The organism is Arthrobacter methylotrophus, assembly GCF_039539965.1.
In the GTDB taxonomy this organism is placed as follows: Bacteria; Actinomycetota; Actinomycetes; order Actinomycetales; family Micrococcaceae; genus Arthrobacter; species Arthrobacter methylotrophus.
On sequence record NZ_BAABED010000001.1, the window covers coordinates 950,507 to 963,254 of the forward strand.

15 protein-coding genes are annotated in these 12,748 nt (G+C 64.6%); 8 read left to right on the top strand and 7 right to left on the bottom strand.

Going from position 1 to position 12,748, the window contains the following annotated elements; translation table 11 throughout:
* Window positions 1–6: 6 nt before the first annotated feature.
* The 6 genes from ABD884_RS04730 to ABD884_RS04755 all read left to right on the top strand — a co-directional run bounded on the left by ABD884_RS04730 (window position 7) and on the right by ABD884_RS04755 (window position 4,803).
* The gene (locus tag ABD884_RS04730) at window positions 7–153 is read left to right on the top strand and encodes a hypothetical protein (protein WP_345038320.1); all 147 of its coding nucleotides are present in this window, start codon (window positions 7–9) and stop codon (window positions 151–153) included.
* A gap of 97 nt (window positions 154–250) precedes the next feature.
* On the top strand, window positions 251–1,051 hold the full coding sequence (locus tag ABD884_RS04735; protein WP_345038326.1) for an electron transfer flavoprotein subunit beta/FixA family protein: 801 nt from the start codon (window positions 251–253) through the stop codon (window positions 1,049–1,051).
* 14 nt (window positions 1,052–1,065) lie between these two features.
* Complete coding sequence (locus ABD884_RS04740; protein WP_345038338.1) at window positions 1,066–2,019, top strand: electron transfer flavoprotein subunit alpha/FixB family protein; 954 nt, start codon at window positions 1,066–1,068, stop codon at window positions 2,017–2,019.
* A 5-nt stretch (window positions 2,020–2,024) separates the two neighbouring features.
* Entirely contained in the window at window positions 2,025–2,804 is a 780-nt protein-coding gene (locus ABD884_RS04745; protein ID WP_345038344.1) for a PIG-L deacetylase family protein, read from the top strand.
* A 74-nt stretch (window positions 2,805–2,878) separates the two neighbouring features.
* Complete coding sequence (locus ABD884_RS04750) at window positions 2,879–3,433, top strand: gluconokinase (protein ID WP_345038350.1); 555 nt, start codon at window positions 2,879–2,881, stop codon at window positions 3,431–3,433.
* Complete coding sequence (locus ABD884_RS04755; protein ID WP_345038357.1) at window positions 3,430–4,803, top strand: GntT/GntP/DsdX family permease; 1,374 nt, start codon at window positions 3,430–3,432, stop codon at window positions 4,801–4,803. Before ABD884_RS04750 ends, ABD884_RS04755 begins: the two co-directional genes overlap by 4 nt.
* A 105-nt stretch (window positions 4,804–4,908) precedes the next feature.
* On the opposite strand, the gene ABD884_RS04760 is transcribed toward ABD884_RS04755, so the two are convergent.
* The 6 genes from ABD884_RS04760 to ABD884_RS04785 form a co-directional block, all read right to left on the bottom strand.
* Entirely contained in the window at window positions 4,909–5,670 is a 762-nt protein-coding gene (locus tag ABD884_RS04760) for a MerR family transcriptional regulator (protein ID WP_345038364.1), read from the bottom strand.
* 55 nt (window positions 5,671–5,725) lie between these two features.
* The gene (locus ABD884_RS04765; RefSeq protein WP_345038371.1) at window positions 5,726–6,601 is read right to left on the bottom strand and encodes an anti-sigma factor; all 876 of its coding nucleotides are present in this window, start codon (window positions 6,599–6,601) and stop codon (window positions 5,726–5,728) included.
* A gap of 1 nt (window position 6,602) precedes the next feature.
* Window positions 6,603–7,217: an ECF RNA polymerase sigma factor SigK gene (sigK, locus tag ABD884_RS04770; protein WP_345038379.1), complete on the bottom strand. Its 615-nt coding sequence runs from the start codon at window positions 7,215–7,217 to the stop codon at window positions 6,603–6,605.
* Window positions 7,218–7,455: 238 nt separating this feature from the next.
* Entirely contained in the window at window positions 7,456–7,923 is a 468-nt protein-coding gene (locus tag ABD884_RS04775) for a tRNA (cytidine(34)-2'-O)-methyltransferase (RefSeq protein ID WP_345038386.1), read from the bottom strand.
* 20 nt (window positions 7,924–7,943) lie between these two features.
* A complete protein-coding gene (locus tag ABD884_RS04780; RefSeq protein WP_345038402.1) occupies window positions 7,944–8,897 on the bottom strand; it encodes a J domain-containing protein in 954 nt (317 codons plus the stop codon).
* A 107-nt stretch (window positions 8,898–9,004) separates the two neighbouring features.
* Entirely contained in the window at window positions 9,005–9,436 is a 432-nt protein-coding gene (locus ABD884_RS04785) for a hypothetical protein (protein ID WP_345038410.1), read from the bottom strand.
* Window positions 9,437–9,526: 90 nt separating this feature from the next.
* On the opposite strand from ABD884_RS04785, the gene ABD884_RS04790 reads away from it, so the two are divergent.
* Together ABD884_RS04790 and ABD884_RS04795 are read left to right on the top strand one after the other, a co-directional pair.
* Window positions 9,527–10,192: a helix-turn-helix transcriptional regulator gene (locus ABD884_RS04790; RefSeq protein ID WP_345038418.1), complete on the top strand. Its 666-nt coding sequence runs from the start codon at window positions 9,527–9,529 to the stop codon at window positions 10,190–10,192.
* A 25-nt stretch (window positions 10,193–10,217) separates the two neighbouring features.
* A complete protein-coding gene (locus tag ABD884_RS04795; RefSeq protein WP_345038425.1) occupies window positions 10,218–11,486 on the top strand; it encodes a cysteine desulfurase family protein in 1,269 nt (422 codons plus the stop codon).
* Here the strand turns inward: ABD884_RS04795 and ABD884_RS04800 are convergent.
* Window positions 11,465–12,703, bottom strand: a complete 1,239-nt coding sequence (locus ABD884_RS04800; protein ID WP_345038436.1) for an NAD(P)/FAD-dependent oxidoreductase — start codon at window positions 12,701–12,703, stop codon at window positions 11,465–11,467. The two genes, ABD884_RS04795 and ABD884_RS04800, sit on opposite strands and share 22 nt — an antisense overlap.
* Window positions 12,704–12,748 lie beyond the last annotated feature (45 nt).

Genomic DNA, 12,748 nt, shown 5'->3' on the forward strand with positions numbered 1-12,748 from the left:
CCGGGAATGAGCTGGCTAGTTTACGACGACGGGCGGCACCACAGCGGTGCCGCCCGGCGTCGTCTGTTTTGCGGCGGCAAGCGCGAGCAATCCTCGAAACAGGAGTTAACGCGGGACCGCGCTGTTGCCCGGGTTGCCCCGCAATATGCTTAGCTAGGACGAGCCCATATGCTGGGCACTCTTGGCCATGCGCCTAGTTGCTGGCCATCCCCGAGTATGGAAGGCTGCCTCGAACACAGTGGGAGATACATTGAAGATTGTTGTTCTGGTCAAGCACGTCCCGGACGCGCAGTTCGACCGCCACCTCACAGGACCGGGCAACACCACGGACCGCGACGAGAGCATCCTGTCCGAATTGGACGAGTACGCGCTCGAAGCCGCACTTCAGCTCAGCGAAGCCCGCGGCGGCGCGAAAGGCGGCAACGAGGTCATCGCCTTGAGCATGGGTCCCGCCGGTGCCGTGAATGCCGTGAAGAAGTCCTTGCAGATCGGTGCCTCCTCAGGCGCACACCTCAGCGATGACGCCTTGGCCGGCTCGGACGCCGCCGCTACCTCACTGGCGCTCGCCGCGGCGATCCGGTATCTCGGTGCCGATTCGCCCGTGGACCTTGTCTTGACGGGCATGGCCTCGACCGACGGCGAAACGTCCTTGGTTCCCGCCCAGCTCGCCGAACGGCTCGGGCTACCGCAAGTCACTTTTGCTTCCTCCCTGGATGTCGATGGGGATCGCATCACCGCCCGCCGTGACGGCGACGCTCACGCGGACACCGTCGAGGCAACGCTGCCGGCCCTGGTCTCCGTGACGGATCAGATCAACGAGCCGCGATACCCCAACTTCAAGGGCATCATTGCCGCCAAGAAGAAGAAAATTACAGCCCTCACCCTGGCCGATATCGGCGTCGATGCAGCCCAGGTGGGTGCTGCGGGTTCGCTCACCGCCGTCGAGACCGCGGAGGCGCGTCCGCCGCGCACAGCCGGCACCATCATCACTGACGAAGGCGACGCCGGCATCAAGCTGGTTGATTTCCTGGCCGCCCAGAAGCTGCTCTAAGAGGATTCCGACACATGGCAAAAGCACTTGTATTCATTGACAACCCGGGAGCAGCGCTCAAGAAGAGCAGCCTCGAACTCCTGACGATCGCCCGGTCCCTCGGGGAAGTGGCCGTTGCCTTCAACGGCGAGCTGCACGACGACGTCGCCGCCGCCTTGGGGGCGCACGGCGCCTCGGTTCTCTACCGCCCGTCCGCTGCGGACCTCGACGACTACCTGGTTGCGCCGAAAGCCGCCTATCTTGCTGCGGCAGTTGCGGCTTCAGGAGCCGGGACCGTCCTCTTGGAGAACACGGCCGACGGCAAGGAGATCGCGGCGCGTCTCGGCGTGAAGCTCAACGCCGGCGTCATCACGGATGTCGTAGGTGTCGACGCTGACGGCACAGCCCACAAATCGGTCCTGGCCGGCTCGTATACCACCACGGCCAAGGCGCGCACCGCCGTCGCCGTCCTCACGGTCAAGCCGAACAGCGTTGACGTCGAGTCCCCGGCCGCGGCAAGCACGCCAGAAGCCGTCACCGTCGAGGTGCCCAGCGATGCCACGGCGAACGCCGCACGGATCACCGGACGCGCAGAAAAGGCCGCCAGCGGACGTCCCGAGCTCACCGAAGCCCGGATCGTGGTTGCCGGCGGACGCGGCGTCGACGGCAACTTCGGCCCGCTGGGGGAGCTTGCCGACGCGCTGGGCGGTGCCCTCGGGGCGTCCCGTGCCGCCACCGACGCAGGCTGGATCGGCCATGACTACCAGGTGGGCCAGACGGGCAAGACCGTGTCTCCGCAGCTCTACATCTCGGCAGGCATTTCCGGAGCGATCCAGCAGAAGGCCGGGATGCAGACCTCCAAGGTTATTGTCGCGATCAACAAGGACGCGGAATCGCCGATTTTCGAGATCGCGGACTTTGGCATCATCGGCGACCTTTTCAAGGTTGTTCCGCAGGCCACCGAAGAGATCAAAAAGCGGAAAGGCTGATCCTCTTGTCTTCTGACGTTTCGTCAGCAAAGAGCCCGTTCAACGCCTCCACGGAGCGCGTTGAACGGGTGCTTTGTTTCACCGCCCACCCGGACGACGTCGACTTCGGTGCGGCCGGCACCATCGCGGCCTGGACCGCTGCCGGCGTCGAGGTCAGTTATTGCGTCATGACCGACGGCGACGCCGGAGGCTTCGATCCCGCCCACCGCGCAGAGATCATCGCCATGCGCGCAGAGGAGCAGAGGCAAGCTGCGGCCCTCGTCGGCGTGACGGACGTGCACTATTTCCATGAGCGCGACGGCTACCTGGAACCGACGCATGATGTCATGAGGCAAGTGGTGAAGCTGATCCGCGAAATCCGCCCCGATGTGGTCCTGGCCATGCATCCGGAACGCAATTGGGACAGGATCCAGAAGAGCCACCCGGACCACCTTGCCGTCGGTGAGATCGTGACCCGCGCGGTATACCCTGCGCTGGAAAATCCCTTCGCGTATCCGGAACTGGCGGAATCCGGACTTGCGGCCTTCAGGCTGCCCTGGTTGTGGCTCTTCGCCGGTCCCGAAGCGCGGGAGAACCATTTCGTGGACGTCACGGGGCATGTGGACGCGAAGCTTGCCGCGATCCGGATCCACGCGAGTCAGCATCCCGATCTGGAGGGGATGGAACGGGCCGTCCGGGGCATGCTCGAGCACAATGCCTCGCGTGCCGGAATGCCCCGCGGCCGGAGCGCCGAAGCGTTCCACGTGGTTGAAGTCAACGGCTCCCAAACCATCGCAGGCTTCTGAAATTGCTGATATGTAACCTGTGTCATATGCTTACACTCGTTTAAATCATATTTAATTGAGGAAGGCAGACTTTGATGGCGAAGACTGCACAACAACCGGTATTGGTGATCATGGGCGTCTCCGGTTCCGGCAAATCGACAGTGGCCGGTCTGTTGGCCGGACGGCTGGGTTGGGACCTCGCCGAAGGCGATGACCTGCACCCCGAAGCGAACGTGGCAAAGATGCAGGCGGGCCATGCCCTCAGCGATGAGGACCGTTGGCCGTGGCTGGGCCTCATTGCCGATTGGATCAAGGAACGCACCGCGGCGGGAAAGCCCGGCATCATCACATGCTCGGCGTTGAAGAAGCGCTACCGGGATGTCCTTCGCGGCGAGGGGGTTGTATTCGTCTTCCTCCAGGGAAGTAAAGACCGGATTTCCGACCGGCTGGCTTCGCGCCACGGGCACTTCATGCCTGCCGCGTTGCTGGAATCCCAGTTCGATGCCCTCGAGGTGCCCACGGAGGATGAGAACCACATCTCGCTGTGTGTATCCGCTTCCCCCGCGGAAGAGGCTGACGAAATCGTCGACCGGCTCGGCTTCGAGGCCCAGACGGTCCCGACGCCCCACATGCTTGGTGGCGCAGCGTGAACTGGACCGGGCACGACACCCAACTCCTTGTGGTCGCGGCGATCGGCATTGCGCTGATCGTCGTGCTGATCGCCAAATTCAAGGTCCACCCCTTCCTTTCCTTGGTACTCGGCTCGGCCTTTGTTGGCCTGGCATCCGGAGTCGGGCTCGACAAGGTGGTCAGCAACTTCGAAGACGGCGTGGGAGGCGTCCTGAAGGAAGTCGGCCTCCTGATTGCCCTGGGCGCCATGCTGGGGAAGCTCCTGGCAGACTCCGGCGGTGCCAACCGGGTGGTGGACACCTTGCTGGAGAAGGCCAGCGGCAACAAGGTGGTCTGGATGATCACCTTGGTCGCGGTCATCATCGGCCTCCCGATGTTCTTTGAGATCGGCCTCGTCTTGCTGCTTCCGGTGATTGTCCTGGTCACCCAACGGTCGCACATGTTGCTCATGCGCATTGCCATTCCGGCTCTCGCGGGTCTGTCCGTGTTGCACGGCTTGATCCCGCCGCACCCCGGCCCACTCATCGCCATCAGCGCGGTGAAGGCTGAACTGGGCACCACCTTGGCGTTGGGACTCCTGGTGGCCGTCCCCACGGTGATCATTTGCGGACCGCTGTTTTCCCGTTTGGCCGCGCGCTGGGTTCCCGTGGATGCCCCCGCGGTGGCCGGTGGCGTGGACACCAAGCACGCCGTCGACCTCAGCGAAGTGAAGCGCCAGCCGACCTTTCTCGTCACTTTGCTGACCATCATTTTCCCGGTAGTACTCATGCTCCTGAAGGCCATCGCGGACATTGTCTGGCCCGACGCCACCCACGCCCCGATGATCCGTACGTTCCTTGACTTCATTGGCCAGCCCCTCGTGGCGATGACCCTGGCTGTGCTCGCCGCCATGGTGACCTTCGGCTACGCCGTGGGCTTCACCGGTAGCAAGATCGCCGCGAAGCTCGGCAGCAGCCTCGGACCGATTGCCGCGATCCTGCTGATCGTGGGTGCCGGCGGTGGTTTCAAGCAGACCCTGATCGGCGCCGGCGTCGGTGACGCGGTCAAGAAATGGGCTGAGGGTGCCAACATGTCCGTGCTGGTCCTGGGCTTCATCGTGGCTGTGGCGCTTCGCCTGGCCACGGGCTCGGCAACAGTTGCCACGGTGACGGCTGCGGGCATCGTGGCTCCGTTGGCGAGCAGCCTGAGTCCGACGCATGCCGCACTCCTTGCTTTGGCCATCGGCGCCGGCTCGCTTTTCCTGTCCCATGTCAACGACGCCGGGTTCTGGCTCGTAAAGGAACTCTTCGGCTTGACTGTCGGGCAGACGTTCAAGACGTGGTCGGTGATGGAGACGCTCATCTCGGTGGTCGCCTTCGCCTTTATCATGGTGCTCTCGCTGATCATCTAGCGGGACTACTCAGTGGCTAGTACGACTCAGCAGCTAGTACGACGACGGCCCGTCCCAGGGGTTCCAGTGGGGACGGGCCGCCGTCGCGCTTTCAGCCGGAAGAAGCTAACTGAGCTTTTCCGCCGCGTAAAGCTTGATGCCTTCCAGGAGGTAGGGCGCCAATCCGGGCCGGACCTTGTCGTAGTTGGCGCTGAATCGGGGGTCGTCCACGTACATTTGGCCCAAGCCCACATAAGATCTGGCGTTCGGCGTCCAACTGGCGCAGATCCACTTGTAGTGGCGGTCGACGGCGGCCTGGACCTCCGGGTGGTCCGCCGGAAGGGCGGCGTCGAAACAATGGGCCAGATCCTGGTTCAGGGCGGCATACTCGGCCATGAAGGCCTGCTTTTGGGCCGGTGTCAGGGCCGAATGCCGGGCGTTGCTCTCGTCGACGGCCCGATCGCCCCAGCGCTCGCGGGCCTCGGTTTCGTAGGGGTTCTGGTCGAAATCCTTGAAGATGTTTTCCGCGGTCATGGTTTCTCCTCGACGTAGTGCTGCGATAGTTGCGTCGACCGTCCTGGACATCCGGTCCATGCGGTCTCGCTCGGCCAGCAGCCAGTTCCTGTGCACGGCAAGCGCCTCGACAGGATCGGCCTGGCCGTCCAGAACCTCGCCGATGGTCTCGAGCCCCAGGCCAAGTTCACGAAGCAGGAGGATCCGCTGCAGGCGCAGCAGTTCGGGCTGGCCGTAGTACCGGTAGCCGTTATGCCCCGTGTGGGATGGCTCCAGTAGCCCGAGTTGGTCATAGTGCCGCAAGGTTCGCGAGGAAACGTTGCTGGCCTTGGCCACTTCGGAAATGGTCCAGGTACCGCCTTTGTCCTGCTTCATGTATCCAGCGTAGAAGTTGACGCTACGTCAAGGTCAAGCTAGGGACAAGGTCAAGCTAGGTGAGGGCGGCTGCTGCAACCGTGGGAAGCGTTGGTGTCTTGGAGCCGCCCAAAGGTTCCACGGTGATGCCGAGGGACGCCGCGCTGGAAATGCCCGAGACAACAGCAGGATGGCTCAAGGCTTCGGCGTCCATGAGCCCCTGGGATACAGGGGCGGAGCCGTCCTTGGGAATAAGCCACATCTGGTAGACCTTGCCCGCGGGGGGAGCGGGAACGCCGTTCATGCGGACCACTACGGCATTCTTCGAGGTGGAAATGGACACCGTGGCAGTGCCGCCGCCGTTGACGTTGACGGTGGCTTGGCGGACATCGCCGGCGTGCAGGACCTGGTTCACGGGGTCGTTCTGCCCGGCGACGTACACGCCAACGCCTATCCCGCCAATGGCAATCACCGCAGCGGCCGCAGCGGCCGCCACCCAACCACGGACACCGCCGAAGCGTCGCCGTCGGGTCCTGGCCTCTTCGAGATCCACGACGCCGGATGCACGTGCCGTTGCGGCAACGGCAGAGGCTTCGGGACCCGAAGCCGGAGCGGAGGCTGTTCGCGGGTCGGCGGAACCGGCTTGCCGGGGGAGTTGCCGGAGGATGTCCTCCAGCAGGCCAGCGGGAGGCTCCGCCTCGTCCGTGAACGTCGTTGCGAGCGTTTCGCGTGTTTGCCGAACCCGTTCCAGGAATGCCAGGCGAACAGGTGCGGTGGCAATGTAGTTGTCGATTTCAGCGCGTTCAGCGTCGCTTAGCGCATCAAGGGCATAGATCTCGGCGAGCTCCAGGACGCGGCCTTCAGCAAGGTCCGTGGCGATATTGCCAGCAAACATTCTGCGGAGGTAGCCGTCCTTCCCGAAGTTCCGGGTGTTGTCGTCGTGTTCGGTCATGTCAGCTCACCCCCAGGCAAGTCTTGAGTCGGAGAAGTCCATCGCGGATGCGGGACTTGATGGTCGGAATCGCGGCCCCTAGTTGTTCGGCTACCTCCCGGTAGGTGAGGCCGCCGTAGTATGCGAGCCGCACGGATTCCAATTGTGTTTCCGTGAGGGTTCCAAGGCAGCGGGTAACGGCCTCGGCCTCGAGGCGGCCGCTGGCCTCTTCTTCCACGGAATCATGGTCGAGGTTCTGGCTTGCGGCCCCGTACTTCGCTTCGCGGTCCGTGGCCGACTGGGCCGAACGGACGCGATCGATCGCACGCCTGTGGGTGATGGTCATGAGCCATGCGAGCGGACTGCCGGCGTTCGGATCGAATGTGGCCGCGTTCTGCCAGACCTGGATGAACACTTCCTGCGCGGTATCTTCGCTCAGGCCAGCGTCTATCAGTACGCGCTTGGCCATGCCGAATACCCGCCGCGCAGTGAGCCGGTAGAACTCGCTGAAGGCAGCCCGATCGCCGTCGGCCATCAGTCTCAGCAATTCAGCAAGCTGTGCATTGCTGCCGGCAATCAAGCCAGGGGCCTCAGGCAGGCCAAGGGCCTCGGGACCTCGCACATTTGGTGTATCCATTACCGTCCAGCATAGGTCGCTAGCGACCCTTGCAGTACCAGAAGGACTGCGGGACTTGAGAGTAGTCACCTGCGCCCCTTCCATGGTCCGTCGCTCCCCGGCCCGCTGTTCACGGGCCGAGTGCCTGCCCAGGCTTTGGTGCCTGTACAGGGTATTCGGTGCAACAGGCCGTATGGATGGGCGGTCGAACTGGGACTTTAGGCCCGAGCGGCGGCCGGGGGCCTGTTAACGCTGGCTGCTAGAGCTTCGCGCCGGCGAAGCCGTGTTGGCGCCAGGCCTCGTACACCGCGATCGAGGCCGCGTTGGCCAGGTTCAGGGAACGGAGGGATGGCAGCATGGGGAGTCGAACACGGGCCGTGACGTGCGGGTCCTGCTTCAGCCAGGACGGGAGGCCAACGGATTCGGGACCGAAAAGCAGGACATCGCCCTCTTGGTAGGCAATGTCCGTATAGGAGGACTCGCCGTCGGACGTGAACGCGAAGACGCGCTCGGGGCGCAAAGCCGCCCATGCGGCCTCGATGTCCTTGTGGACCGTGACCACCGCGAGGTCGTGGTAATCGAGTCCCGCCCGGCGCAGCTTCGCGTCGGAGAAGTCGAAGCCCAGCGGCTCTACGAGATGGAGCTCCGCACCGGTGATGGCGGCGAGCCGGATGGCGTTTCCCGTGTTGCCCGGGATTTCAGGGGTATGGAAGAGGATGCGGAACACGTATCAATCCTAGCCAGCGGCTAGTGCATGCCGCGAAGTAGCCGGGCCAGGACCGGGACCACCACCGTATTTGGCACGGGACCGGAACTCAGGAACCGCTTGAGCCCGCGGGCCAGCCCGGCGGCGTTGACCACCTGCACCGAACCGAAATCCCCGTCCGTCCGCCGGTAGTGGTCGATGACCGGTTCATGCGGGTTCCCGTCCGGGCTGTGGACTACCACCCAGCCGGTCACGTTCAGTTCCGGGAAGATCTCCTGCATGTGGCGCACCGTCAGCTCGAGCCGGGGCGGTGGAACGGAACGGCCGCCGTGTTTGAGCGCCACGCCGTCCCACGCGTACGCACCCTTGGGCAGCAGCATGGATCCGATCAACGCGAGCCGGTATCCGGAAAGCAGCGCATGATCGATATGGCTGTCGTCCGAGGGGGAGCGGAGCCCGTTGATGAGCCGGGCTGCGGGAATGGCAGGCAGGATCTGGCGGCTGATGAGCTGGACCGTCCGCATTTCCCGCTGGATGCGCGCTTCGGCGCCGAAGATTCCGCGTTTCCGGGGAATCCCGTGGACCTGGAGAGCGGCCTCGCCTTTGGAGAGGAGGGGTACCTCGTGGGGATCATCGAAGGACGGGACGTAGACGGGGGCATCGCCAGCAGTGTTGCGCGGGGCATTCTGCCGGTGGACCCCGGCGGCGGTGCGGGTTTCCGGCGCGCCGGCACCGCCGTAGTCCGGTCTTTGCGTTGGGAAGGGGTTCGCTCTTCCGGAAGGACCGCTGGCGTAGCGGCGGTCGTACTCCGCGCGTCGCTTGGGATCAATCAGCGTCTCGTACGCAAGCGTGACCTGTCGAAAGATTTCAGGATCCCCGCCATGGTCCGGGTGGGCGTTCCTCGCGGCTTTCCGGTAAGCCACCTTGATCTCCTTGTCAGTCGCCGTGACGGGAACTCGAAGGATCTGGTAGTGGGAACTGCTGCCCTCAGCCAACCATGGACCTTTCTCTGGGATTCTGACGATTCCCGCCGGCCCCGGTGTGGAGTGGCGATCCTGGCAAGTCTAGCCAGCCATCCTTGAGAACGACGGCGCCCCCCGCTTTAGTTCCGGGAGGCTCGACCCGCGGCGACAGCCAAACGATTGAGCGCGAGTGCGGCCACCAGGAGCCCGAAGTCGCGCAGTGCCACGTCGAAGAAGTTGCCGAGTACCAGCAGGTTCGCGATGATTCCCAGAAGCCACATGGCCACCAGGAGCGAGCCGAAGCGCGGGCGGACCGCTACGGCAATCCCGGCCACGATCTCGACGACGCCCACGATGTACATGAATGTCTGGGCCGGGATCGGCACCACCGACGTGGCCGCGGGGGCCAGGTAGATCGTCCAATGGGTGAGCAGGTTGGCGAACTTGTCCAGGCCGAAAATGATCGGTGCCACCGTGAACACGGTCCGGAGGAGGAGGAATGCCTGTCGTTGGGGATCCATGGCCAACAGTGATCCGGACTTCGCGGGGGCTGGGGATGATGCGGTGTTCATGATGCCTTCTCTCTAAAAGTAGATAGTTTGATTTTAGAAAGTTCCCCGGAATTAAGCAATGAGTGTTGATTTTAGAGTTAAGCTGGATGCATGACCGGACTTTCCTGGCTGCGTCGGCTTTCCGCTCTGGCATCCCTTGACGACGGCAATCGCCGCCGCCTGTACGAGCACGTCTGCGCTGCAACCCGCCCGGTGAGCCGGGACGACGCCGCGATGGCCCTCGGACTTCCCCGCAGCACTGCTTCCTTCCACCTGGACCGGCTGGTCCGTGACGGGCTCCTGGATGTCGAATTCCGCAAGCTCGGTGGCAAGGTTGGGCCGGGTTCAGGGCGCCCCGCAAAGCTCTACGCACCCGTTGTCGACGAGATCGGCGCCTCGGTTCCCGAGCGCCACTATGACCTCGCCGGGGAGGTGATGGCCTCCGCCATCCAGAACTTGATGGCGGAGGGTGGTTCCCCCCGCGAAGCCCTTCTCGAAACCGCCTACGCCCGCGGCCGTGAGGTCGGTGCCGCGGAGCCGCGTTTCGAGGATGTCCTGGCGAGCTTCGGCTACCGTCCGGAAGCTGACGACGACGGCGGGTACTCCTTGGTCAATTGCCCGTTCCACCGGCTGGCCGAAAGTCACACGAACGTCGTCTGCGCCATGAACGGCGCCTTCCTGAGCGGAGCGGCAGCCGCGTGCGGAATCGCGGAGGACCGGATCGCCGATGACAACCGCGAAGGCCATTGCTGCGCCAGGATCCGCCCGGCAGGCTGAGCAGCTGCTTCGATAGACTTGGGTCGTGCCTGTTTACCTGGACCATGCCGCCACTACGCCCCTTGCCGCCGTTGCGCTCACCGCAATGACCCGTGAGCTGGCGCGGACGGGAAATCCCTCATCGCTGCACGCCTCGGGACGTCGTGCCCGGCGATCCGTGGAAGACGCCCGCGAGGCTATCGCGGCAGCGGCCGGGGCACATCCGTCCGAACTCATCTTTACCTCCGGAGGGACCGAGGCGGACAACCTTGCCGTCAAGGGGATCTACTGGGCCCGTCACGACGAAGACGGCCGCCGCAAGCGGATCCTGTGCTCCGCCGTCGAGCATCATGCAGTGCAGGACACGGTCGAATGGCTTGAACGCCACGAAGGAGCCGAAGCGGTCTGGCTCCCCGTTGATTCCGACGGCGTGGTTCGGCTCGACGCCCTCCGGATCGAGATCGAACGTGATCCGGGATCGGTGGCCTTGGTCACGGTCCTGTGGGCCAATAACGAGGTGGGCAGCATCCAGCCCATCAAGGACATCGTGGACATCGCCTCTGTCCATGGCATTCCCGTGCATTCGGACGCGGTCCAGGCGTTCGGCTCGATTCCGCTCAGCTTTCGCGATTCCGGCCTCGCGGCGATGTCCGTATCGAGCCATAAAATCGGCGGCCCCGTGGGTGTTGGCGCCCTCTTCCTCGGACGGTCCACCAAGGTGACGCCGGTCCAGCACGGGGGCGGGCAGGAACGCGACGTCCGCTCGGGAACCCTCGATACGGCGTCGATCGCGGCCTTCGCCGCCGCGGCGGACTCGGCGGCTGACAACCTGGTGGCGGAGCGCGAGCGAATCAGTGCCCTGCGGGACCGGATCATTGACGGAGTCCGAGCTGCCATTCCGGAGGCAGTTTTGCGCGGAGCCCCTGGCGACGCCCGGCTCCCCGGCAACGCGCATTTCACCTTCCCGGGCTGTGAAGGCGATTCCTTGCTGTTCCTCTTGGACCTGGCGGGCATCGAATCATCCACCGGATCCGCCTGCACTGCGGGAGTTCCCAGGCCCTCGCACGTCTTGCTGGCCATGGGTTTGGATGAGGACACCGCCCGCGGGGCACAACGATTCAGCCTGGGACACTCTTCGAACGACGCCGACGTCGACGCGCTGCTCAAGGCCCTGCCGGATGCGTATGCCCGGGCGAAGGTGGCCGGAATGGCCGGACATGAGTCCAGCATCCAGACGGCAGCCACGGCAGCGCGGGGTTACAGCAGCGACCCTGCTGGCGGCATGGCTAGCGATCAGGTGCCGGGCAACAACTGATCCAGCGGCACGGCTGGGTCGGCCAGGCGGCCCACGTCCACCGGAATGCGCCCGGAAATGAGTGCCTTGATGGGTTTTTGTACCCGTTGCTGGTTGACGCTCATAGCCGCCACCACGGCCCCGTCCCGCAGCCAGAAGGCCAGGAAACTGCCTTCCTCCAAGGTGCCGCGGATCACGGGTATGGAGCCGGCAGAGAGCGTGGGATATCCCCAGTACTCCATGGAGACTTCGAACTGGTCCGTGTAGAAATAGGGGACCCCGTCCAACACCGCGTCCTGGCCCAGCATCGCTTTTGCCGCGACCTTGCCGCCGTTGAGGGCGTTGGACCAGTGCTCGCTGCGGTGGTGCTCGCCGGTGAAGGGGTGGAGTGCATTGGCGACGTCTCCCGCGGCGAACACGTCCGGGCTGCTGGTCCGGAGCGAAGAATCGACCACGATTCCGTTCCGGAGATCGAGCCCGGCGGCCTCGGCCAAGGCCGTATCCGGGACCACGCCGACGGCCACCACCACGAGATCGGCGGGAAGAACCTCGCCCGAGTTGGTGACGACGGCGCTCGCATTGCCCCCGACTCCGGCGATTTCCGCTGCGCTCGCGGGCAGCCGGAACTGCACGCCGTGTTTTTCGTGCAGGCTGCGGAAGAAGCCTCCCAGTTCGGGGCCGATGGCCGTGCTGAGCGGAACCTCTTCCAGTCCCAGCAGCGTCACCGTGTTGCCGTAGCCGCTGGCCGCCGCGGCGAGCTCCATGCCGATCCAGCCCGAGCCGACCATCACGACGTTCCTTCCGCCATGTGCCAGCTCTTCCTTGAGCCTGCGCGAATCATTGAAGGTCCGGAACGTCATCACGCCGGCAAGGTCGGACCCCGGGAGCGGGATCCGGCGCGGCTGCGCACCCGTCGCGATGAGGAGCTTGCTGTACTGAAGCTCGGCCCCTGAACTCAGGTGCACCGTGTGGGCGGCAGGATCGGCAGCCGTGACCGCCTCGCCAAGGAGGAGTTCGACGTCGTTCTCCCGGTACCAGCCCGCCGCCAGCACCGGGACGGTGTCCTCAGCGGCCTTGCCGAGGAGGAACTCCTTGGAGAGGGGAGGGCGCAAGTAGGGCTGTTCGTCTTCGGCGCAGACCACCGTGATCCGGCCTTGGAACCCTTCGGAGCGCAGGGTCTTGGCTGCCGTGGCGCCTGCCAGGCCGCCGCCCGCAATAAGGATGTGTTCAATGTCCATGGTGACTCGATTCGCTTGGCCTTGGAACGCGTGGACCAGGAAACG